This is a genomic window from Streptomyces sp. NPDC032161 (assembly GCF_040636995.1).
In the GTDB taxonomy this organism is placed as follows: domain Bacteria; phylum Actinomycetota; class Actinomycetes; order Streptomycetales; family Streptomycetaceae; genus Streptomyces.
Genome location: NZ_JBEZVN010000032.1, coordinates 44,514 through 67,094, shown reverse-complemented (window position 1 = coordinate 67,094; position 22,581 = coordinate 44,514). Strand labels below are relative to the sequence as shown.

The following is a 22,581-nucleotide window of genomic DNA, read 5'->3' as shown; positions in this document are numbered from 1 at the left end:
TCTTCGTTTGTCCACACACCAACCGATGATCACGCGGTGGCCGTACCCGTTCCCGGCCGGGTACGGCCACAAGATCGCGAAACCAGACTGGAGTACTAAACAGGTTCGAGTCCCGTTACTCACCCTGAACGGTCAAGGGCCGACCCGTGAAAACGGGTCAGCCCTTCTTCATGTTCCCGCACTCGGGAACGGGCGGGCGGAAACGCGGGGTTCACGAATCCGGGGCCACGCCCGCACCTGGGGCCACGTCCCCGCGGGGACGGCACCCGGAGTCCGGGCGTCCACGGTCAGGCACCCGGGTCGGGCAGGGTCTCGGGCTGGTCGACGGCGAACTCGTAGGCGATCTCCCAGCGCACATCGGGAACGATGATGTCCGCGGTCTCGACCGGTTGCCCGTCGGTGTCGTAGTAGGTCCGCTCCACCACCGTGATCAGGTCGCCCACGCTTACGCCCAGCAGGTTGGCCTGCTCCTGCGAGGCGCGGGCCGGACGGGGCACCTCGACGGCACCCCCGATGACGACGCCGATCGACCGCATCCGCGCGATGACGCCGGCACCGGCGTGCGGGCCCATCTCGGGCAGGACGATCGGGGTGCCGTCGGTGATGGCCATGGGCTCCCACGACTCGGAGAGCTGAGCGGGAAGCCCGTCGGCGAGGAACTCGTAATGGGTGACGACACAGAGATCACCGGGCTCGATGGCCAGCCGTTCGGCGATGTGGACCGGGGCCGGGGTGCGGGCGGCGCTGCGGGACTCCCACGTTCCGGTGCGGACCTGCTTGTGCATGTCGGCGTGGAACGTCGCCCCGCCGCCCTCGCGGTTCCGGCAGCGGACCATGCGCAGCCGCTCGCGCGGTCGGCGTACGTAGGTGCCGGATCCGGCACGCCCTTCGAGGATGCCCTCGATGATCAGGCGCTCCATGGCGCGCTGGGCGACGGACTGGCCCACGCCGTATTCCTCGGCGATCCGGGCCCGGGACGGGAGCTTGTCGCCCACGACCCATTCACCCGCTTCGATACGGGCGCGCAGAGCGGCGGCCACTCGCAGATAGGGCGCTTCACGTGGCATGTGCGCGAACTCCGAACGTTGTACGGCGACATTGACAAAGCTAACCCATCAGGTCGAAGCTGAATATTCAGCCTCACGAACCGTGACGGCCGACCGTCAGGGGATGTCTATGTCTGTCGCGCTTCCACATGTCGTCGCGCTCGCTTCGCTGCTCTCCGCGGCGACCAACAGCGAGCCGCGCATCACGGAGACGGCCGACGCGATCCGGATCGAGGCCGACCTCCCCGCCGATCTGAGCCCCGACACCCGGTCCGCCATCCTCCGCACTCTCGGCACCGCCGACCGGTACGGCCACGACCGCACCGGGAACGGCGACGTCGTCTGGGCCGAGATCTACAGAGAAGAGACGCAGTGACCACCACCGCCTCCGCCCGCCCCCTTCCCGACCCGAGGACGCTGACGTGGGACCAGGCCGCCGGCCGCGCCTGTGTCTGGTGCAGGACGCCCCTCACCACCGGCACGGTCCGCGTCGGTGTCATCCCCGACCGGCTCGGCGCCCACGTCCTCGACACCGAGGTGTGGACCGGGCCCTGCTGCGCCGACGCACGACCGCGGTAACCCGGCGGCCCCGCCGCGAGCCGTCCCGGTGTCTCCCGGCCGCCATGGCAGCGGCACCTCCGACCGCCCCGGCAGCCCGGTGCCGTCAGCCCCGGGCGAACGGGCGCGCGCGGCACGACACGTTCCTGAAATCCCCAAGAGCCCGGAGCTCCCGCAACCGGCCGACCCGCCCCGGCCGGACCCCGTACGGAGCCGCGCGGGAGGCCCCATGGCACACCGGCCGCCGTCATGTCCCCACTGCCCGGACCGTCGGGCGCTCTGGCGGGACACCAGTCGCACCTCTCCGGCGGCCCCGGACACGTGGCACTGGCACTGCACCGGATGCCTGCGGGGGTGGGAGCCCAGCCCGACCATAAGGCGAGGTACCCCCATGGGACACCAGGAAGATCACGCCATACCGTGTGACTCCACGCCGGGGTGCCCCGGCGCCAGGAGCGTCGTCCACGAATACGACGACCACGGCAACTGCGTCAGCCAGACCGCCTGTCCGTGCGGCGTCCGCGGTTCGTGACGCCTGTGCCGTGTCGCGAAGTGCCGCCTGGCGTGCGACGCCTGGCGCACACGCTCGCGGCGTCGCCGGACTCGTCCTCGTCGCCCGGTGCGACGTCGGCCCTCCACTCGCGATTGATGGGGCCTTCCCTGTTCGAGCGAAGCCGGGAACTCGGGGAAGCGCCGGACGCCGCACGGCCCGGCCCCGGCCGAACGACGACGCCTCGACGACACTTCGACGACACGGCCTACGCCGACCTCAACCGGGCCAGCGTGGCCTCCAGTTCGGCCTGGGCGGCCCGTCCCGCGGACTCCGCGTCGCCGGCCACCACGGCCCGCACCAGCGCGTCATGGGTGGCGTCGCCGTGGTCCGGGTCCTCGCGACGCAGCCCCAGCAGGTCCACGAGGTCGATGAGCCCCTGCCGCAGCGCGGGGGCGAACTCGCCGAACAGATCGGTGAGTACGGGGTTGTGGGCGGCGGCCACCACCGCCGCGTGCAGCGCGATGTCCGCGTCCACGAACTCCGCGTCCGCCCCGCCGCCCGCCGCTCGCCGCGCGGCGAGCGCCGCGTCCAGGGCGACCAGGTCCTCGTCCGTGCGGCGGCGGGCGGCCAGCCGGGCTGCCTGGACCTCGATCAGCATGCGCACCTCGTAGACGTCGGCGACCGAGGCGCGGCGCAGCCTGGTCGGCCAGTCCTCCGTCACCCGGTCCGCGACGACGAAGACGCCCGCGCCCTGGCGGGACTGGAGCAGGCCGAGGGTGGCCAGGGTGCGGACCGCCTCACGGACGGTGGAACGGCCCACGCCGAGCGTCTTGGCGAGGCTGGTCTCGCCGGGGATCTTCGTACCGACCGGCCAGTGCCCCCCGGTGATCTGCTCGCGCAGACGGTGCGTGGCCTGTTCGACCAGGGGGCTGGGGCGGAGCGGACCGAGCGAGGACACCGAATTCACCTGTCAGGTTGTCTGAGGACTTGCTTTCTGGCTACTGTACCGGCATGACGCACAGCGGTCTCCTTCTTCTCGGCTGCCGCGGCGGGGCCTGAAGCGACCGGCACCCCGCCGTGGGTGCCGTGCGTTGTGCCGGTCGCATCCGGCGATGCGAGAAGAGACCGTTTCCATGTCCGAGAGCCCCGTTTCCCCGACCGCCGACCGCCCCGTTCCGGCGCCGGTGCACCGCTTCCCGACGATCCGCACCCCGCGCGGCCCCGTGCCCGCCGACGCGCCCCACTGGAACCGGCAGCGTTCCAGCTCCATGCCCTCCCACCGCTACCGCTCGGCGTTCGACCGCGTCGAGGTACCGCTGACCGACCGCACCTGGCCGCAGGCCCGCATCGAACAGGCCCCGCTCTGGGTGCCCGTGGATCTGCGGGACGGCAACCAGGCGCTGGCCGAACCGATGGACACCCCGCGCAAGCGCCGGATGTTCGACCTGCTCGTCGCCATGGGCTACAAGGAGATCGAGATCGGCTACCCGTCCGCGAGCCGCACGGACTTCGACTTCGTACGGCACCTGGTCGAGACCGACGCCGTGCCGGACGACGTCACCGTCGTCGTCTTCACCCCGGCCAAGCCGGATCTGATCGACCGGACCTTCGAGTCCGTCGAGGGGCTGGACCGCGCGGTCGTCCACCTGTACACGCCGACCGCGCCGGTCTGGCGGGATGTCGTGCTCGGCCGCAGCCGCGCCGAGGTGCGCGCCCTGGTGACGGACGCGGCGGCCCGAATGGACCGGCTGGCGCGGGCCCTGCCCGGGACGGACATCCGCTTCGAGTTCTCCCCCGAGGTCTTCATCCTCACCGAGCCGGACTTCGTCCTGGAGCTGTGCAACGGCCTCACCGAGCTGTGGGACGCCTCTCCGGACCGGCCGGTCATCCACAACCTGCCCGCCACGGTGGAGATCGCGACGCCGAACGTGTACGCCGACCAGATCGAGTACATGCACCGCCACCTGGCCCGGCGGGACGCGGTGATCCTCTCCGTCCACCCGCACAACGACCGCGGCACCGGCACCGCCTGCGCCGAACTCGCCGTCCTGGCGGGCGCGCAGCGCGTGGAGGGCTGCCTGTTCGGCAACGGCGAACGCACCGGCAACGTGGACCTGGTCAACCTGGCCCTCAACCTGCACGCCCAGGGCGTGGACCCGATGATCGACTTCTCCGACATCGACGAGATCCGCCGCACGGTCGAGCACTGCAACCGGCTGCCGGTACCGCCCCGCCACCCCTACGCCGGCGAGCTCGTCCACACCGCGTTCTCCGGCACCCACCAGGACGCCATCAGCAAGGGGTTCGCCCATCGCGCACGTGGCGACGAGGAGCGCTGGGAGGTGCCGTACCTGCCGATCGACCCGGCGGACCTGGGGCGTACGTACGAGGCGGTCATCCGCGTCAACAGCCAGTCGGGGAAGGGCGGCATCGCCCATCTGCTGCGGAGCAGCCACGGCGTGGACCTGCCGCCCCGGATGCGCGCCGACTTCTCCCGCACGGTGCAGACCGCGACCGACGACAGCGGCCTGGAGGCCACGCCGAAGGACCTCTGGGAGCTGTTCGAGGCGACGTACCTGGTCCCCGGACGGGACGGGGACGTGGTCCTGACGTCCTGGTCCACGGACCGGAACCCGGCCGGTGAGCACCGGTTCGTCTGCACCCTGCGAGTGGGTGAGCGGGAGGGCGACTACGAGGGCACGGGCAACGGCCCGGTCTCGGCGTTCGCCCACGCCCTGGCGGCGGCCGGGATCGAGGTGGACGTCCTCGACTTCACCGAACACGCGACGACGTCGGGACAGGGCAGTCCCGCGGTGGCGTACGCGGAGTGCCGGGTGGGCACCGACGGGAAGCGGTGCTGGGGCGCGGGCCGGGACACGTCCGTCCTCACGGCGTCGATCCTGGCGGTGCTGTCGGCGGTGAACCGGGCGGGGTAGCGCGGCACGGCCCGGCGCGGCCGGACGCTGCCCGTCCGCCCGTACGCGGGGACGGCGCGCAGGCCCGTCCCGGCCGCCCGCACGCGGGTCCGTGCGGGGCGTGTCGACGCGGGAGGTACGGGGGCGGGCGGGCCCGGTGCGGTCGTCCCCGTACCGCCGTCCCCGTGCCGCCGCCGCGCCCGTTCGGTGAGCGGGCGCTGTCGGCAGGCGCTGTCGGCAGCCGCTGATATTACGTGGCTGATGGCCGTCTTTCGTGATTTCAACTTCAAACTGCTGGTCGTCGAGCAGCTGATGTACATCGACGAGACGCTGACGCCCCGGTTCAGCGTCGAGGACCACATGCGTGCCCGAGGGATCGATGATCTCCACGCCTACGTGGAGGAGAACGACCTGGAGTACCAGGTGCTCGACGAGGCACGCGCGTACTTCGGGCGGCTGGAGATCGGCGACGACCTGCTGGCGAGCGTGAAGCAGCTGACGTTCGACGGCGGGAACCAGGCTTTCATGGAGTGCGCGCCCGTCTGGGACGGTGAGGACGATCTCTTCGACGTCCGCTCGTTGGACGATCTGGAGCTCGTACCGAACCTGAAGCGGTTCCTCGGAGCACGCTCCCTCACCCTGACCGTCCCGGACGCGATCGAGACCCTCAGGGCCCGGGGCATCGAGACCATCGCCTGAGAAAGCGGCCCGGCCGGATCCGGTGCCACCGGCCGGTCGGTGAACGGGCACTGCCGGTGAACGGGTGCGGTCCGCCGTAGGTGTCAGCCGAACGCCGACGGCGGTGGCGCCGGGGAGGGTCTGGCGTCCGCGTCGGTCACCGCCGCCGCGCCGCCGGTGAAGTCGGCGAGCACCCGCCCGTGTTCGACGCGTCCGGGGTGCGGATCGGTCGCGACCCGGCGGGTCAGTTGCGCGAGTTTCGGCGGCAGGTCCGAGGCGAGCAGCACGGCGTTGCCGAAGCGACGGCCGCGCCAGACGGCCGGGTCGGCGGCGAGCGCCAGTTCGGGGAAGACGGCGGCCGCGGTGGCGATCTGGCCGCGCAGATGGGCCAGCGGCGGGCCGTCCGCGAGGTTGGCCACGTAACTCCCGCCGGGCTTCAGGACCCGTCGCACCTCGGTGAGGAATTCCGTACTGGTGAGGTGCGCCGGGGTGCGGGCACCGCTGAAGACGTCCGCGATGACCAGATCCGCCCAGCCGTCGTGGACCTTCCCGAGCCCGGCGCGGGCATCGGCGGCACGGACCCGGACCCTGGCCTGCGGGTCCAACGGCAGCTCGCGGCGCACCAGTCGGACGAGCGCCTCGTCCGTCTCGACGATCTGCTGGGTGGAGCGCGGCCGGGTCGCTGCGATGTAGCGGGCCAGGGTGAAGGCGCCACCGCCCAGGTGCACGACGTGCAGGGGCTGCCCGGGCGGTGCGACGAGGTCCGCGATGTGGCCGATCCTGCGCTGGTATTCGAAGGACAGGTACGTGGGATCGTCGAGGTCCACATGGGACTGAGGGGCACCGTCGAGGGTCAGCGTCCAGGCGTGGGGGCGCTCCCGGTCGGGCACCAGCTCGGCGAGACCACCGTCCACCTGCTCGGCGACGGACTCCGCGCCGCGCCCGCCGCGCCCGGATCCTCGCCCGGCCTCGTGCCCGGTACCGCTGTCGGCCTTGCGGCCGGATCGTTTGCGGGCGGTCGCGCCCCCGCTCGACGCTCCTCGACGTGCCACTGCCGCTCGTGCCTGCTCACCGCTCATCGCTCCGGACCGGTGCGCGACCGGCCGTGCCGGGGAACCCCGGCCACCGGCCCATTATGGGCGCCCTTGCCGGACGCCCGTGGCGGCCGACCCCGTAGCGAGGAGGAGGAGGTCCGTGGGGACCCGCACGGGCGCGGGCGCGGTCACGGGCACAAGCGCCGGCACGATCAGGGGCACGGGCGCGCGGGCGCCGGTCAGCGGCAGTTGTCGGCCGCCTCGATCAGCCGGGCCGCCTGGTCGAGGGCGGCCCGCAGCACGGCCGGGTCGGTGACGGGGGCCTCGTCCCCTGGCGGCAGCAGCCAGCCGCTGTCGCCGGTCGGCGGCTCGGCGGGGACGCTCAGCCCGCGGCCGTCGGTCCGCGTACAGGCGCTGCCCGGGACGTCCCACGCCTCGGCCGTGCCCGGCGGCACCAGGAAGCCGAGGGTGTCACAGGCTCCGTCGTGCAGGACCGGGCCCACGGCCTCCTGGTCGGCGCCCCGGCGCAGGATGTCCACGGCCTCCAGTCCCTGACGGGCCGGAACGGTCACCAGATCGCAGGGTTCGGTGTCGTGGCCCCCCGTGGACGCGGCGGGTGGTGCGGCATCCGTCGCGTCCGTCACAGCCTTCGCGGTCGGGGTCGTCGCACTCGTCCGCGAGCCGGTCTCCGTGTCGAGATGCAACAAGGGACCTCTCCTCTCATCGCCGGATCTCATCACTGGGCGCATCACCGCCGGATCTCATCACCGGGCGAAGCCGGATTCCGTCTTCCGAAGGGTCCAACGCGCCGACCGCGTCAAGGGCTACGGCGCCGCGCCGCCGCAATGGGTGGCAGTTCATGGCAGATCGCGGGTGAGATGCACCTTTTATCAGCAAACACTCCCTGTGCGACCGGTCACAGCCGCTACGTTCGTGCACCGCCGGGACACACCGGGGCACCGGAAGCAGGAACCCGGCTGCAGAAGAGAGGTCCTGGTCCATGGTGTCGACAGGGGCAGTTCCCAACCTCGCCTTCCGACGGCTGCGCGGACAGCGCTCCGCCGGGGAGTTCGCCGCCGCGGTACGCAGATCCGCCCGCGAGATCGGCGAACGGGTCGCGTGCGACGCCCGGTACATCGGACGCGTGGAGTCCGGCGAGATCCGCTGTCCCAACTACGCGTACGAGCGGGTCTTCCTGCACATGTTCCCCGGGATGTCCCTGGTGGACCTGGGCTTCTCGCCGCGCGAGACGGTACGCGGCCGGGCCGCGCGGGCCACCACCGAAATCCCCCCACCCCTTGTGTTCCACAGCGAATCCCCTGTGCTCCACAGCGACACCGACGAGGAGAGCGACGTGCTGCGTCGCGTATTCATGACGAGCGGCACCACCGTGCTGGCGGCCGCACCCCTGGGTCCCGGTCCCGGCGGCGCACCCGCCGCCAGGGCCACCGCACCCGAACGGCACCGGGTCGGCGAGGCCGAGGTCAGTGCCGTGGAGAGCGCGGTACGCCGGATCCGGCTGCTCGACGACCGGCACGGCGGCGACGGACTGTACCGCGATGCGTCGCGGCCGTTGCGGACGGCGTACGCGCTGCTCGACTCCGGTACCGCCGCCAGGCGCTCCACCGCCGACCGGCTCCACGCCGGGGCGGGCGAACTGGCCATCTCGGTGGGCTGGCTGGCCCATGACTCCGGCCGGTTCGAGGACGCCCGCTCGCACTACGCGGAGGCGCTCGCCACGGCACGGGTGGCGGGCGACGCGGCGCTGGAGGCGCACGCGTTCTGCAACGCGTCGTTCCTGGCCAGGGACACGGGGCGGCCCCGCGAGTCCGTACGTGCCGCCGAGGCCGGGCAGCGGGCGGCGCGACCGCTGGGCTCGCCGCGGCTGCTGGCCCTGCTCGCGCTGCGGGAGGCGGGCGGGCGGGCCGGGTCCGGGGACCGGACGGGCTGCGAACGGGCGATCGGCCGGGCCCGCACCGCGTTCGACCGCGGGCCGTGCGACGCCGATCCGGAGTGGATGACGTTCTTCCGGGAGGCGGAACTGGAGATGCTGGAGGCGCAGTGCTGGTCGGCGCTGGGCGACTGGTCGCGGGCGGCCCGCCACGCACGGCGGGCGATCCGGCTCCAGGACCCGCACTTCACCCGGAACCTGGCGCTGTACCGGGCCGAGCTGGCCTGGGACCTCGCCCGGGCCGGCCGGGCCGAGGAGGCGGCGACGGCGGGCCACCGGGTGCTGGACCTGCTGGACGGCGTCCGGTCCTCGCGCATCCGGACGATGCTGGCGGGCACGACGCAGGTGCTCGCCCTGCGCCGGGACGCGACGGACGAGGTACGGGGATATCTGGAGCGGTACGCGGCCGTGTCGGGGGTCTCCACGTAGGCGCCCCGAAGGGCTCGAAGGCCCCGGGGACCGGGGCCGGAGGACCGGGGCCGGAGGACCGGGGGCCGGGGGCGCGCCCGGTCCCGTCCGGCTACCGCCCCGGACGCTCCAAGTGGCCCGTGTCGTTCCAGCGTTCCATCGCCGGTGCCCCGTACGCCCAGCCCAGTACCGAGAGGGACGTCGGGTCGAGCCTGATGCGCGCCGCGAACGACACGTCCTCGCCGAGCCACCGCGCGCCCAGCGCCCGCAGGATGTGACCGTGGGCGAAGACCAGCACGTCGCGGTCGGCCGAGCGGGCCCATTCGACGATCCGGTCGGCGCGTGCGGACAGCTCGGCCAGGGACTCCCCCTCGGGCACCCCGTCGCGCCAGATGAACCAGTCGGGCCGGATCGCCTTGATCTGCGCCGGGGTCATCCCCTCGTACGCCCCGTAGTCCCATTCCAGGAGCGCGTCCCACGGCTCGGCCCGGTCCGCGAAGCCCGCGATGTCGCAGGTCTCCCTGGCCCGCAGCAACGGGCTGGTGCGCACTTCGAGACCCGGCAGCTCCGCCCACGGTCCGCCGTGCAGCCGTTCGCCGAGCAGCTTGGCGCCGGCCCGGCCCGAGTCGAGCAGGGGGATGTCCGTCCTGCCGGTGTGGTTGCCCCTGACGGACCATTCCGTCTGGCCGTGCCGGGCGAGCAGGATACGCGGTGCCATGACGGCTCTCTCCCTGAACTGGACTGAGATCTGGGCCGATTCCCCGAGAAGGGGTCCGAGGCCGGAGATCAAGGCGAAAACGAGTCGAAGAGGAGTCGGCATCGGCTCGACACCCACTCGACATGGGTCCGGCGTCGACTCGACATTGAGTCGACGCGGATCTTCCGTTTCTCCATCATCGCGCACCGCCCCGGAAGGCAACCCGCGGGGCGGAACAGGCGTCCCTCCCTGCGCAGAAGAATCCGCGCGCACGGGGGTCCGACGGGCACCCCAGGGGTGATCGCGGCCGACCCGCGCCTTACGGTTGAACGCCCGCCGTCGGCCGCTTGAACACATGATGGAGAGCAACCGGATGCAGCATGCCAGCACCGTGCCCGAGCCTCGCCCGCGGCCCCGTTGGTGGACCGAGCTGCCTCTGCTCGCCCTGGTGTACGCGGCCTACTCGGCGGGCCGGCTCCTGGCGCGCGGCGACGTGTCCACGGCCGTCGATCACGGCCTGGCGATCCTGCGCCTGGAGAAGACGCTCCACATCAACGCCGAGCACCCGCTCAACCGGCTGTTCACCGCCCACCCCGCCCTCGGCATACCCTCCGACTTCGCGTACGCCTCGCTGCACTATCTGGTCACCCCGGCCGTCCTGGTCTGGCTCTTCCGCCGCCGCGCGACCCTGTACCGCAGGGCCCGCACCTGGCTGATGACGTCCACCGTCCTCGGTCTCGTCGGCTTCACGCTGATGCCGACCTGCCCGCCCCGGCTGCTGGACGCCGCGCACGGCTTCGTCGACACGATGGCGCAGTACAGCTCGTACGGCTGGTGGGGCGCGGAGGCGAGCGCCCCGCGCGGTCTGGGTGGGATGACGAACCAGTACGCCGCGATGCCCAGCCTGCACGTCGGCTGGTCGCTCTGGTGCGGGATCGTGCTGTGGCGTCACGCCCGGCACCCGCTCGTCCGGGCCGCCGCCGTCGCGTACCCCCTGGTCACCACGCTCGTGGTGATGGGCACGGCCAACCACTACTTCCTCGACGCGGTGGCGGGCGCCGCCGTGATGGGCGTCGGAGCCCTGCTGACCACCCCGGTGATGCGCGTCACCGACCGGATCGGGGCCCGGCTCTCCACCCGCTTCCCGCGGCTCGCGCCGACCGCGAAGTCCGCCGAGTCCGCGATTGTCAGTGCCGGATGCGAGACTTCGGCGGGTGAGCGAATCCCTGGCCAGCGGACCACCTCCGCAGACTCCCCCCATGCCGGAACGGCGGGCGCCCCGGGCGCTCCGGCCCACCCCGTCCCCCGGGCCGAAGCCGCCGCACGAGCGGGAGCCGGAGCGGCGGGGGACGACGCTTCGACAGCGGCTCGCTGAGCTGCGCGGGCCGGATGTCGCGCCACGTCCGTTGGACGCCCGCGCGCTGGCCGCCCTCGCCGCCAACCCCGGCTGCCGGCGCCGCGCCCTGCTGGACGGCGCCGGGGTGGACAAGGCGGCGCTGGCCGAGGCGCTCGGCTCACCGGCGCCCTTCGGGCAGTCGCAGTTCGCTCTCGTCCGGGGCAACTCCTTCGAGGCCAAGGTCAAGGCCGACGGCGGTACGGAGCTGATGCGGCTGCTGCACGAGCACCTCGGCGCCGGCGGTCCGGCACCCCACGAGGTGCTGGTGCCCGATCTGGCCGCCGCCGGCCCCCAGGGCCGCTCCGCGCGGACGGCGCTCGCGCTGCGGGAGGCGACCGGGGCCGGCTGCTGGGCCCTGCTGGACCACCCGATGCTGACCCTGGACGTGGCGGGCTCCCCGGTCCATCTGGAGCCGGACGCGGTGGTGGTGCACCCCGACGGCACGTGGACGGTCATCGAGATCAAGTCCTTCCCCATGGTCGACGGCTCCGCCGACGCGGCGAAGGTCGGGGCGGCGGCCCGGCAGTCCGCCGTCTACGTGCTGGCGCTGGAGCGGCTCGCGGAGCTGACCGAGGGTGCCGAGGCCGGTCACCGGGTGCTGCTGGTCTGCCCGAAGGACTTCTCCAACCTGCCCACCGCGTCGGTCGTCGACGTGCGCAAGCAGCGCGCGGTCACGCGGCGCCAGCTGACCAGGCTGACCCGGATCGAGGACATCGCCGCGGCGCTGCCGGAGGGCACGACCTTCGATCCGGCGTGCTCGGCACCGGAGTTGGACGCGGCGGTCGAGTCGGTCGGCGCGGCATACGCTCCGGAGTGCCTGTCCACGTGCGAGCTGGCCTTCCACTGCCGGGCGAAGGCCCGTGCGGCGGGTGCGGTGGAGGCGCTGGGGCGCAGCGTGCGCGGGGAGCTCGGCGGACTGACCACGGTCGGCGCGGTGCTGGCCGCCGCCGCGGGCGAGGAGGGCGATCCGGCGGATCCGACGGTCGCGGCCCTGCGGCGCGCGGCGGCGTTGCGCGCGGCGGCGCTGGAGTGCGTCGGCGCGTTCCCGACGGGCGGCGCGGGTGCGCCGGGGAACGGCGCGGCGATACGGAACGGCGGCGCGGGTGTGCCGGGGAGCGGCACCGGAGTACCGGCGGCGGGCGGGGTGGCCTCGGGGAGCGGTGCGGCATGTCGCTGATCAGTACCCTGGCCCGGCTGGAGGCCGTGGAGAGCGGCCGGGCGCGACCGCTGGCGACGGTCCGGCACCGCCATCTCACCGACCGGCCGCTGGTCCTGGTGCCGTTGACGACCGCCGGTGAGGCGGGCGCGCCGCTGGGTGCGCTGGTCGGCACCGACCGGGACGCGCCCCGGCTGCTGGCGGTCCCGCAGCCGCGCGACCGGGACCTGCGGTTCTCCTTCCTCGCCGACCTGGCCGACGCGGTGCTGCCGCACATCGAGGCGTACGAGGACGTCGTCGAGCCCGCGGAACGCAACGAGACCGACCCGGCGACCGGGAAGCGGACCAAGGTCGAGGTCGAACTGTGCGCGGACGCACCGCAGTTGATCGTGCCGAGCCGGGCGGGCATCGATTTCGCGCGGCTGCTCGGCCGCTCCATGCGGTTCCGGCGCACGGCCGAGGACGAACCCGACGCCCCGTACCCCGCCCCGCCCCGCGTCCCGTTGCTGGGCCGCTGGCTGACGCATTACGGGGAACGGGCCCGGGTGCCGGGTTCCTCACTGCTGCTCGCCGCCACGGACCTGCTGAACCGGCACTGGGCGACGGGGCAGAGCAGCCTGGAGGACCAGCATCTGGGCGCGCTGCTGGCCTGGATCGACGCCCCGGCGGGCGAGTCCGGGGCGTCGGCGGCGCTGCGCGCGGAGTCGGCGCGGGACGGCGAGGGCCAGTTGCTGTGTCCGCCGGCCGGTCCGGCCACGGATCCGGCGTTCGACAACCGGCTGCTGGCGCCCGCCATCGAGCGGTACGACCGGGCGCGCACCGCGCTCGCGGCGGCCGAGGACGGTCTGTCGGCCGATGCCCGGCTGGCCGGACTGACCGCCGCCGAGCGGGAGATCAGGGCGTTGCTGGCCGGGGTGATGCGGCCGACGTGGGACGCGGTGTGGCGCGGGCTCGACCTCTTGTGGGAGCTGCCCGCGGGGGCCAGGACGCAGGAGCGCTGGACGCGGGACCGCTGGTCGTTCACCGGTCACCGGGACCGGGTGCGGTCGGGTGAGCCGCCGCAGCCGCGCCGGGACGACGCGGTGACGGCGGCACAGAAGCTGGCCTCGCGCGAGACGGCTCAGGCGCAGCTGGAGGCGCAGGAGGCGCTGGACGATCCGCTGGTGCTGGCCGGGCGGCGGCTGGCCGGTGAGGCGTTCGTGGGCGAGGTGACGGAGGTGGTGATGGCGTACAGCGAGTCGAAGCGCCCGTCGCCGCGTCCGCTGGTCACGGTCCGCACGGACGAGCGCCCGCATCTCGGTGAGCGTGTCAAGGTGTATCGCTCGCTGGACGGCAGACCGCAGACCGCCGAGTTCGTGGAGTACGTGGCGGAGCCGGAGGACGGGAACACGGGTGGGGGCGTGGCCGGGGACGGGCGCGGACCCGCGCTGGTGCTGCGGATCACCGACCGGATGGGGCGGAGCAAGGAGCCGGCCCCCGGTTCGGTGCCCGAGCCGGGTGACCGGATCGTCTGGACGCTGTTCGAGCACGACCAGCGCGGCGGCCCGAAGCTGCCGGACCCGGAGGAGACGCCTTGGACGCACGGCGGGCCGCCGGGCGCGGCGGCGGGGCACGCCGAGCATCCCGACCCCGTGACCGCGGAGGATCTGCTGTGACGCGAGAGTGCGGCGGGCTTTGCTGTGATACGGAGACGCTCGGCCCGGTCGTCGAAGTGCCGCCTGCCGTGCGGCACGTGGCACTTCCCCGAGTTCTCGGCTCCACTCGGGCGGGGGAGCCTCCATCGCTCGCGACGTTGTCGGGGTGGTCCGCGTACGTCCGGTACGAGGACGGTCCTCCGCCTCGCGCTCGCACGCACCTGACGCCGCACGGCCCGGCCTCCGGCCGAACGACGATGCTTCGACGACAGAACCCAGGAGAACCACGTGGTGACGCGTGACCCCGAAGGAGTCGCCATGACGGCCGGATCCGACCCGGGCGTCCAGGCCGCGCGGGCGACCGAAGCGATCCTCGCCGATACCTTGGGCGGTGCATCGCGCGGGATCGTGGTGGACTCCCCGCCGGGCGCGGGCAAGTCGACGCTCGTGGTGCGCGCCGCGCTCGAACTGGCGGCGGCGGGCCGCCCGTTGATGGTGGTGGCGCAGACCAACGCCCAGGTCGACGACCTGGTGGTGCGGCTGGCCGAGAAGGCCCCGGACCTGCCGGTGGGCCGTCTGCACAGCAACGACTCCGACCCGTACGACCCGGTGCTGGACGGCCTGGACAACGTGCGGAAGTCGGCCAAGGCGGCCGACCTCGCGGGGCTCGACATCGTCATCTCGACGGCCGCGAAGTGGGCGCATGTGAAGAACGTCGAGCCGTGGGGCCACGCGATCGTCGACGAGGCGTACCAGATGCGTTCGGACGCGCTGCTCGCCGTGGCGGGGCTGTTCGAGCGGGCGCTGTTCGTCGGTGACCCGGGCCAGTTGGACCCGTTCTCGATCGTCGGCGCGGAGCAGTGGGCGGGGCTGTCCTACGACCCGTCCGCGAGCGCGGTATCCACGCTCCTGGCGCACAATCCCGGGCTTCCCCAGCACCGGCTTCCGGTGTCGTGGCGGCTGCCGGCCTCGGCCGCGCCACTGGTCTCGGACGCGTTCTACCCGTACACGCCGTTCCGCAGCGGTACGGACCACGGGGACCGGCGGCTGTCGTTCGGGATCGCGTCCGACGGTTCGGCGCCGGACCGAGTGCTGGACGAGGCCGCGGAGTCCGGCTGGGGCCTGCTCGAACTCCCGGCCCGGCACACCCCCCGCACCGACCCCGAGGCGGTACGGGCGGTGGCCGTGGTGGTCCGTCGGCTCCTCGACCGGGGCGCTGCGGCGACGAGCGAGCGCTCCCCCGGCCCGGTCCCGGTGACGGCGGACCGGGTCGCCGTCGGCACCGCCCACCGCGACCAGGCGGCGGCGGTCCGGGCGGCCCTCGCGGACCTGGGCGTGACGGGCGTGGCCGTGGACACGGCGAACCGGCTCCAGGGTCGCGAGTTCGACGTGACGGTGGTACTGCACCCGCTCTCCGGCCGCCCGGACGCCACGGCGTTCCACCTGGAGACGGGCCGCCTGTGCGTCCTGGCCTCGCGCCACCGGCACGCCTGCGTCGTGGTGTGCCGGGCGGGCGTCGCGGAACTGCTGGACGAGCACCCGTCGACGGAGCCGGTGCGACTGGGCGTCACGGTGAAGTTCCCGGACGGCTGGGAGGCCAACCACGCGGTGCTGTCCCACCTGTCGGAACACCGGGTCTCCTGGCGGCCGTGAGCGCCCGACCGCCGGTGGTTCTCGGCGCCGCGGGCCGTGCCGTCGAAGTGCCGTCGGCCGGAGGCCGGGCCGTGCGGCGTCAGGTGCGTACGCCCGCGAGGCGGAGGACCGTCCGCGCCACACGATGCGCACGCTCCGGGCCCTGTACGTACTCGCCGACACCGGCTTCCCCGCCCGCCGTGACGGAGGTCCGCTCCTGCGAGTGGTCCGTCCCGACCCGCTCAAGGCGCGGCTCGCGGAGGTTCTGGCGCCCGTGTTCGACGCCGCCTGCTCGGTGGGGTGAGCCGGGTGCGGCCCGCCGGCGGAGCCGTTCTCCCGCCCCCGCCCCGGAGCCGTCTTCCTGGCCTCCCGCCCCGGAACCCCCTCCCGGATTTCACGATTCCGACGAGTCCACTCGCGCGGCGTTGGACAATGGAGGGTGGCCCACCGGGGCCCGAGGGAGTCGGATCCTGCGGGGCCCGCCGAAGGAGGAATCACCACATGCCACAACCCGAGCGGAACGAGCAGCAGCGGCTGCGCCCCGCACCCCTGATCTTCGAGCCGACGGCCGCGGTCGCCGACCCCGAGCACTTCTTCGACCTGGAGTCGATGGAGGATCCGCGGGAGCTGCTGGCCCGGGCCACCGAGCTGACGCTGGCCTTCCGCGCCGCGACCGATCGCGCGGTCGAGTTCCAGGCGATCGCGGCCGCGCAGCTCGCCGATCCGCGTCGGTTCGACCGGCTGACGACCGCGGACATCGCGGAGCGTGCCGAGTGGACCGAGGACTACGCCAAGAAGATGGTCGAGTTCGGCCGGAGCCTGCTGGGCGGTTCGGCCCCCTGAGGGTCGGAGGCAGCCGCCGACCGGGTGGGAGCAGCCGCCCGAGGAGCCGGGCTACGGCCACTGGCATATGCCGGGGCGCAAGATACTCCTTCCCACCTCACTCTGTCCCGATTTCCGGCAACTCTCGGAATCCGATTGATCACGCCCGGTAGACATGGGCGCATGAGCGCATGCCTGCCAGACGAAACGACCCTGCATCACGGCGACACCCCCCACCGGGGCCCCCGGTACGGCGACGCCGGCATCCTCGCCGTTCTGCAGGACCGGTCCACGAGCCAGACGGCCCAGGTCACGGCGGCCGGTGCCGCATGGCTCGCCGGCGCCTCCGCCTATCCGCGCAGCACGCTCACGCAGTGGGAGGCGCGTCCCGACTCCCCCGCGGTGCTGCCGTGCGGATCGGCCTTCGACGTCGTGAACGTACCCACGCTCTTCGGGCGCCGGATGCTGGAGCAGCTGTGGTCCGACGGCCCCGGCTCGGGACCGGTCGCCACGCACCGCGGCCGGATGCTGCTGTTCGCCTCCCCCGGCACCGCGCAGCGACTGCCGTCGCTGCTCGACTGGGAGGAGTGGGGCGGCGGCCTCGAACCGCGCGGCGCCGCGGAGGACGACACCAGGGTCCCGCCCGTGCTCTGCCACGGCACCGGGGACGCGGTGACCGTCCCGCCGCTGACCTGCGCCCCCACCACGTCCGGCCCCCGCTGGGTGGTCGCCCCGGACACCCGCAACCCCTGGCTGCCGGGTCCGGACGTCCTGCTGTGGGCCTGTGTGCGGGTGACCAGATCAGCACCGTCGGCAGCGGCCCGGAATCCGATTTTTCCCACCGCCGATCAGGGTGCTAATGTCTACGACGTCAGCAGGCGCCGCTAGCTCAGTTGGTTAGAGCAGCTGACTCTTAATCAGCGGGTCCGGGGTTCGAGTCCCTGGCGGCGCACAGACGGAGGAAGCCCCTCTCGCGAGAGCGAGGGGGGCTTCTTCGTGCTCGGGACGGATCCGTGCGACGCCTCTCCCGGTCCGGCCCGTGCGATGTCCACGGCCGAGGTCGGCCGCCCGGCCCGCGTCACGCATCCGGCCGACGCCGCCCGCGCCACGTTCCCGTTCAGGGCCGCGCCCCCGTGGTGATCCGGACGTTCCAGGAGCCCGACGGTCTTCGGCCCAGGACCTCGACCCTGGTGTGCGCCTCCGGGATGCTGAAGCTCTCGCCGACGCGCAGCGGGGCGTCCGCGAGCGGCGCGTAGACGGACCGGCCCCAGCAGGCCCCGGAGCGGGGATGGGTGTCGACGACGTCGACCGGGCCGCCGCCGGACGGGGTGGCGTTGCGCACCCGGTAGATCAGGACACCTTCGGTGCAGGTCGTCCGGTCGTTTCCGGTGGCGCCGCGCGCCTCGACGGCCACGGCGCTCCCTTCGCCGGTTCGGATCACCGCGAGCCGGGTGCCGAGCGGGGCACCGGCCGCCGGCACCGCCGCGACCGGTTCCAGGGTGATGTTCCGGGTGCCCTGGACACAGATCACCTGCTCGCGTTCCAGCCATCCCAGCTTCCATTTGTGCCAGCCGAAGAAATCGGCGGCGAGCCCGAACTGGCTGCCCATCACATCCCAGTCGCCCACGTAGGTGTCCCAGTCGCCCTTGTTGTCGGACGGCCGGTGGTAGAGGTCGGGCAGGTCGAAGAGATGCCCGGTCTCGTGGGCCAGCACGTTGCGGTCCGGGGGGTGCTGTTCGAAGACGGTGACGATGCGCCGGATGTCCGTACCGTCCATGCGCAGCGGACGGCCGAAGTTGACGACCTTGGTGGCATCGGAGTCGACGCCCGGGGCATCCGGGTCGGCGACCAGGTAGACGAGGTCGAACCGCGAGAAGTCCACCTTCGGGTCGATCACATCGATGGCGTCGCGCAGATAGGCGGCGCGCCGTTCGCTGTCCCAGTCGCGCTGCATGCCGTACCAGTCCGACGGCCTGGGCATCCGGATCCACTGCCGCAGCGGGTGCGGTCTCAGGGTGAACTTCCCGTACGAGGAACGCTGGAAGAAGTGGGTGGTGGCGGGGAAGTGGTCGGCGGCGAGTTCGGCGGGGGTGGTGGTGGGACTGTGGTCGGGGAAGGACAGGAAGATCATGACCGCGTCGAGAGGATGGTCGGGGCGGGGGTACGTCTCGTTCCAGCCGTCCACACCGAGCGAGTGGTGGGCCTCGGTCCGGGGCAGCGCGCACGGTCCCTGCTCCCCCGTGGCGGCCGCGGCCGGCCCGGCTACGAGGGAGGTGGCCACGAGCGCCAGGAGCGAGGTCGTGGCCGCGGTCACACCGCGCAGACTCGGCCTCTCCACTCCCCCGGTTCTGCGCTGACGCGGCACAACTACCTCCGGGTGCGAGATCCGATCACGCACCACCCTGTGGTGGTTCGAGGCTTTCGTCCTGTTGAGCTGCCCCAGTCGAGTCAGCAGCCCGTCGAGGTCTTCACCCTCACGGACAGTCACAATCAATCACGGCCACGCCACCAGGGAGCGGAACTGGACTCGAACCGCTCACAAAAGATCAGTCATGGGCAAATCGGATCCATGCGGGACTGACCCATGCGGGGCGAACGCGTGGCGCGGAAGGGTCGGACGCTGGAACGGCCGACGCGCCAGCCTCTATGCTTCACCAGGCCTTCCCCCCACGGTTGCCGCCTCCGACGGGCGGTGCGCCGAGCGGCGGGCCGGCCCGGCCACACCTGTTCAGGACCGAACTGCACGGCAGGAGCGAACGGTGAGCGGAACCTCCGAAGGGCCGAGGCCCGCGGCGGGCACACACTCCCACTCCGCAGGACCGCCGGTCACGGAGCGTGACACCTCATGGCCTCCTGCCGGTGGCCATGGATCCGAGCCGCACGGCTATCGGGCGGCCTTTCGGGCCGCCACGCTGCCGATGGCGGTGGTCGACCACGAGGGCCTGGTGGTCGCCGCCAACGACGCGTTCGGCGGTCTCCTCGGCTCCCGCCCCTCGGATCTGACCACGCAGTCGGCGGCCGACCTCCTCGATCTCGCGGCGGACGGACGCACCTGGCACGCGTACCGCGAGGTGCTGCACGGACGGCGCGCGCGGTTCCACTGCACCCGCAGGCTCAAGCATCCGGACGGCCGGTCGCTGTGGGCCGAGGTCACCGTCGTACCGATGCCCGAACCGGAGAGCGGTCCGGAGCCCGGCCCGGGGAGCCACGCGGAGACCCGCCCGGCGCCGGTGCCCCACCCGGAGAACGGCCGGGGGCACGACGCGGAGGTCGGTTCGGGACACGGCGCGCAGGGCGGTCCGGAGCGCGGCGGGGCCGGTCGTTCCGGGCCCGGCCGGGTGCTGCTCTCCGTCGCCGACATCAGCGACCGGCGCGAGCTCCAGAAGCGGCTGCGCCATCTCCAGATGCACGACCCGGTGACCCGGCTGCCCAACCGGGCCCTGTTCTTCGAACGGCTCTCGGCCATTCTGGAGACTCCTCCGTACCAGGACGACCGGATGGCCCCCGGGCGCGGCCGGATCGGGCTCTGTTATCTCGATCTCGACGGCTTCAAGGCCGTCAACGACACGCTGGGCCACCGGATCGGCGATCAGTTGCTGGAAGCCGTCGCCGCACGGCTCACCGACTGCGCGGCCCAGGAGGACCCGCACGTGCGGGACGGACGGCACCGCCACGGGCCCCATCTCGTGGCGCGGCTGGGCGGCGACGAGTTCGCGGTCCTGGTCGAGGACTCGGCGGGCACGCAGCAGCTCACCGATCTGGCCCGCCGCTTGCTGACGGCGTTGCAGAAGCCGTTCGACCTGGGCGGGCGGCGGCTCTCCGTCTCGGCCTCGATCGGAGTGGTGGAACGGCCGGTCGCCGGTACCTCGGCCACCGGTCTGGTGCAGGCCGCCGACACCACGCTGTACTGGGCCAAGGCGGATGGCAAGGCCCGTTGGACGGTCTTCGACCCGGAACGCAACGCCCACCGGATGACCCGGCAGACGCTCTCCTCCAACCTGCGGCCGGCCGTCGAACGCGGCGAGTTCACCATCGAGTACCAGCCATTGGTCGGCATGGCGGACGGGATGGTGCGCGGGGTGGAGGCCCTGGTCCGCTGGAACCACCCCCAATTCGGCATGCTCTCGCCGAATCGGTTCGTCGCGATCGCCGAGGAGGACGGTTCGATCGTCCAGCTGGGCCGGTGGGTACTGCGGTCCGCCTGCCGCCAGGCACGACGCTGGCAGCTCGACCATCCGTCCGAGCCACCGCTGTTCATCAGCGTCAACGTCGCCGTGCGGCAGGTCTGGGACTCCGACCTGGTCACCGATGTCGCGGAGATCCTCGCCGAGACCGGTCTCGAACCGGGCCTGTTGCAGCTGGAGCTGACCGAGTCCGCGGTGATGGGCTCGGCGGGCCGCCCGCTCCAGGCCCTCCAGCAGCTCAGCGACATGGGCGTGCGGATCGCCATCGACGACTTCGGGACGGGCTACTCCAACCTCGCCTATCTGAGCCGGCTGCCGGTCTCCGTACTGAAGCTGGACGGCTCGTTCGTACGCGGCTTCCGCCATGACGACGGCGCCCACGCGAGCCCGGCCGACGAGACGATCGTCGAGGCGATGGTGCACCTGGCGCACCGCCTGGGCCTGACCGTCACCGCGGAGTGCGTGGAGACGGCGGGCCAGGCGGAGCGGCTGCGCAGGATCGGCTGCGACACCGGACAGGGCTGGCTGTACTCGCGCGCGGTGGCCCCGGAGCGGATCGCCGAACTGATCGGCCGCCGGAGACTGACCGTGTGAGAGCCGGGCCGTCCCCAGCGGCCGGGGTCAGGCGGTCGGCAGACCCGGCAGGCTCGACGAGCCCGGCAGGCCGTACGCGTCCGCGATCAGTTCGTAGCTGCGCAGACGGGCCTCCCCGCCATGGGCGTTGGCGGTGATCATCAGCTCGTCGGCGCCGGTGCGCTCGGCCAGGGCGTCGAGGCCGGAACGGACCTCGTCCGGCGTGCCGTGGACGACGTCGGACAGCCAGTTGTCGACGAACTCGCGCTCCATGGGCGTGAAGGCGTACGCCTCCGCCTCCTCCGGCGTCGGGACCAGGCCCGGGCGGCCGGTGCGCAGGCGGACCATGGACAGCGCGCCGGTGAGCACCTGGCGGCGGGCCTCGCGTTCGTCGTCGGCGGCCAGGGCCGAGACACCGATCAGCGCGTACGGGGCGTCGAGCACCCCGGACGGCCGGAACGAATCCCGGTACAGGTCGAGGGCCGGGATCGTGTTCCGCGCCGAGAAGTGGTGGGCGAAGGCGAACGGCAGACCGAGCACACCGGCCAGCCGCGCGCTGAACCCGGAGGAACCGAGCAGCCAGATCGGCGGCCGGGCCGGGGACTGCACGCCGCCCTCGGCGGTGGCCTGGACCGGCCCGGGCACGGCATGGATACGGGAGTAGGGGTGGCCGTCCGGGAAGTCGTCGTCCAGGAACCGGGTCAGCTCGGCGAGCTGCTGCGGGAAGTGGTCGGAGCCCTCGTCCGGCCGGTCCGTACGCCGCAGGGCGGCGGCCGTGGCGCCGTCGGTGCCGGGAGCCCGTCCGAGCCCGAGGTCGATGCGGCCCGGGGCCATGGCGTGGAGGGTGCCGAACTGCTCGGCGATGACCAGCGGGGCGTGGTTGGGCAGCATCACTCCGCCGGACCCGAGCCTGATGCGCTCGGTACGGGCGGTGAGGTGGGCGAGGATCACGGCCGGCGAGGAGGAGGCGACGCCGGGCATGGAGTGGTGCTCGGCGACCCAGTAGCGGTGGAAGCCGCGGCGCTCGGCGAGCCGCACGATGTCCACGGCGGTGCGCAGCGCCTGGGTGGCGGTGCGGCCCTGGCCCACGGTCACCAGGTCCAGCACGGAGAGGGGGACGGGGGCCGTGCCCTCCGCCCTGCCGCGGATCCCGTCGTCCCGGTGCCCGTCGCCCCGTACCTCGTTCCCGTGGGCCTCGTTCCCACGGCCTCCGTCGACCCGGCTCTCGTCGCCCCGGTTCTCGTTCACGTCCCCGCCTCTCCTGGTGATGCGCCCGGCCGTCTGTACGGCCGCGGCTGCGGCACGGCTGCGGCTCACACGTCCGCGCCAACCTAACAGGAGGAGACCTCCGGTTATTCCGGCCGCTCCCCCTCCGGAGGCCCGTGGCCGATGGTCCGCGACCGG

General features: G+C 73.0%; 20 protein-coding genes and 1 tRNA gene. 14 read left to right on the top strand and 7 right to left on the bottom strand.

All coding sequences use genetic code 11. From position 1 onward, the window contains the following. Positions 1-287: 287 nt before the first annotated feature. The gene (locus AB0E67_RS30560) at positions 288-1,067 is read right to left on the bottom strand and encodes a GntR family transcriptional regulator (RefSeq protein WP_362032687.1); all 780 of its coding nucleotides are present in this window, start codon (positions 1,065-1,067) and stop codon (positions 288-290) included. Positions 1,068-1,170: 103 nt separating this feature from the next. Here AB0E67_RS30560 and AB0E67_RS30555 point away from each other — a divergent pair, with 103 nt between their 5' ends. After that, the gene (locus tag AB0E67_RS30555; protein ID WP_362032684.1) at positions 1,171-1,422 is read left to right on the top strand and encodes a hypothetical protein; all 252 of its coding nucleotides are present in this window, start codon (positions 1,171-1,173) and stop codon (positions 1,420-1,422) included. After that, the gene (locus AB0E67_RS30550; RefSeq protein WP_360117728.1) at positions 1,419-1,625 is read left to right on the top strand and encodes a hypothetical protein; all 207 of its coding nucleotides are present in this window, start codon (positions 1,419-1,421) and stop codon (positions 1,623-1,625) included. The genes AB0E67_RS30555 and AB0E67_RS30550 overlap by 4 nt, the downstream gene beginning before the upstream one ends. A 737-nt stretch (positions 1,626-2,362) precedes the next feature. On the opposite strand, the gene AB0E67_RS30545 is transcribed toward AB0E67_RS30550, so the two are convergent. Then, a complete protein-coding gene (locus AB0E67_RS30545) occupies positions 2,363-3,055 on the bottom strand; it encodes an FCD domain-containing protein (protein WP_362032681.1) in 693 nt (230 codons plus the stop codon). A 175-nt stretch (positions 3,056-3,230) separates the two neighbouring features. Here AB0E67_RS30545 and leuA point away from each other — a divergent pair, with 175 nt between their 5' ends. Both leuA and AB0E67_RS30535 read left to right on the top strand, forming a co-directional pair. Then, a complete protein-coding gene (leuA, locus tag AB0E67_RS30540; protein WP_362032678.1) occupies positions 3,231-5,033 on the top strand; it encodes a 2-isopropylmalate synthase in 1,803 nt (600 codons plus the stop codon). A gap of 240 nt (positions 5,034-5,273) precedes the next feature. Then, positions 5,274-5,711, top strand: coding sequence for a hypothetical protein (locus tag AB0E67_RS30535; RefSeq protein WP_362032675.1), 438 nt, complete (start codon positions 5,274-5,276; stop codon positions 5,709-5,711). Between the two features lie 83 nt (positions 5,712-5,794). On the opposite strand, the gene AB0E67_RS30530 is transcribed toward AB0E67_RS30535, so the two are convergent. Together AB0E67_RS30530 and AB0E67_RS30525 are read right to left on the bottom strand one after the other, a co-directional pair. Continuing rightward, positions 5,795-6,742 (bottom strand): fused MFS/spermidine synthase, encoded by a 948-nt coding sequence (locus AB0E67_RS30530; RefSeq protein ID WP_362032672.1) that lies wholly within the window; start codon positions 6,740-6,742, stop codon positions 5,795-5,797. Positions 6,743-6,963: 221 nt separating this feature from the next. Next, the gene (locus tag AB0E67_RS30525; RefSeq protein ID WP_362032669.1) at positions 6,964-7,431 is read right to left on the bottom strand and encodes a hypothetical protein; all 468 of its coding nucleotides are present in this window, start codon (positions 7,429-7,431) and stop codon (positions 6,964-6,966) included. Positions 7,432-7,724: 293 nt separating this feature from the next. Here AB0E67_RS30525 and AB0E67_RS30520 point away from each other — a divergent pair, with 293 nt between their 5' ends. Continuing rightward, a complete protein-coding gene (locus AB0E67_RS30520; RefSeq protein WP_362032666.1) occupies positions 7,725-9,104 on the top strand; it encodes a tetratricopeptide repeat protein in 1,380 nt (459 codons plus the stop codon). Between the two features lie 91 nt (positions 9,105-9,195). Here AB0E67_RS30520 and AB0E67_RS30515 read toward each other — a convergent pair whose 3' ends face one another. After that, complete coding sequence (locus AB0E67_RS30515) at positions 9,196-9,801, bottom strand: histidine phosphatase family protein (RefSeq protein WP_362032663.1); 606 nt, start codon at positions 9,799-9,801, stop codon at positions 9,196-9,198. A gap of 352 nt (positions 9,802-10,153) precedes the next feature. Here AB0E67_RS30515 and AB0E67_RS30510 point away from each other — a divergent pair, with 352 nt between their 5' ends. The 8 genes from AB0E67_RS30510 (at position 10,154) to AB0E67_RS30475 (ending at position 17,372) form a co-directional block, all read left to right on the top strand. Further along, entirely contained in the window at positions 10,154-11,155 is a 1,002-nt protein-coding gene (locus tag AB0E67_RS30510) for a phosphatase PAP2 family protein (RefSeq protein WP_362032660.1), read from the top strand. Then, on the top strand, positions 11,040-12,353 hold the full coding sequence (locus tag AB0E67_RS30505) for a hypothetical protein (RefSeq protein WP_362032657.1): 1,314 nt from the start codon (positions 11,040-11,042) through the stop codon (positions 12,351-12,353). The genes AB0E67_RS30510 and AB0E67_RS30505 overlap by 116 nt, the downstream gene beginning before the upstream one ends. Continuing rightward, positions 12,344-13,987, top strand: a complete 1,644-nt coding sequence (locus AB0E67_RS30500) for a hypothetical protein (RefSeq protein ID WP_362032654.1) — start codon at positions 12,344-12,346, stop codon at positions 13,985-13,987. The genes AB0E67_RS30505 and AB0E67_RS30500 overlap by 10 nt, the downstream gene beginning before the upstream one ends. A 297-nt stretch (positions 13,988-14,284) precedes the next feature. Next, positions 14,285-15,619 carry an AAA domain-containing protein gene (locus AB0E67_RS30495; RefSeq protein WP_362032651.1) on the top strand — a complete coding sequence of 445 codons (1,335 nt, stop codon included), beginning with the start codon at positions 14,285-14,287 and terminating at the stop codon, positions 15,617-15,619. 124 nt (positions 15,620-15,743) lie between these two features. After that, entirely contained in the window at positions 15,744-15,902 is a 159-nt protein-coding gene (locus AB0E67_RS30490; protein ID WP_362032648.1) for a hypothetical protein, read from the top strand. A gap of 197 nt (positions 15,903-16,099) precedes the next feature. Further along, positions 16,100-16,441 carry a hypothetical protein gene (locus AB0E67_RS30485; RefSeq protein ID WP_362032646.1) on the top strand — a complete coding sequence of 114 codons (342 nt, stop codon included), beginning with the start codon at positions 16,100-16,102 and terminating at the stop codon, positions 16,439-16,441. Positions 16,442-16,603: 162 nt separating this feature from the next. Next, entirely contained in the window at positions 16,604-17,308 is a 705-nt protein-coding gene (locus AB0E67_RS30480) for a hypothetical protein (protein ID WP_362032643.1), read from the top strand. Continuing rightward, a tRNA-Lys gene (locus AB0E67_RS30475) sits at positions 17,299-17,372 on the top strand. The genes AB0E67_RS30480 and AB0E67_RS30475 overlap by 10 nt, the downstream gene beginning before the upstream one ends. Before the next feature lie 165 nt (positions 17,373-17,537). Here the strand turns inward: AB0E67_RS30475 and AB0E67_RS30470 are convergent. Beyond that, the gene (locus tag AB0E67_RS30470; protein WP_362032640.1) at positions 17,538-18,785 is read right to left on the bottom strand and encodes a M6 family metalloprotease domain-containing protein; all 1,248 of its coding nucleotides are present in this window, start codon (positions 18,783-18,785) and stop codon (positions 17,538-17,540) included. A gap of 394 nt (positions 18,786-19,179) precedes the next feature. On the opposite strand from AB0E67_RS30470, the gene AB0E67_RS30465 reads away from it, so the two are divergent. After that, positions 19,180-21,198, top strand: a complete 2,019-nt coding sequence (locus AB0E67_RS30465) for an EAL domain-containing protein (protein WP_362032637.1) — start codon at positions 19,180-19,182, stop codon at positions 21,196-21,198. Between the two features lie 27 nt (positions 21,199-21,225). On the opposite strand, the gene AB0E67_RS30460 is transcribed toward AB0E67_RS30465, so the two are convergent. Next, positions 21,226-22,326, bottom strand: coding sequence for an LLM class flavin-dependent oxidoreductase (locus tag AB0E67_RS30460; RefSeq protein WP_362032702.1), 1,101 nt, complete (start codon positions 22,324-22,326; stop codon positions 21,226-21,228). Between the last annotated feature and the right edge of the window lie 255 nt (positions 22,327-22,581).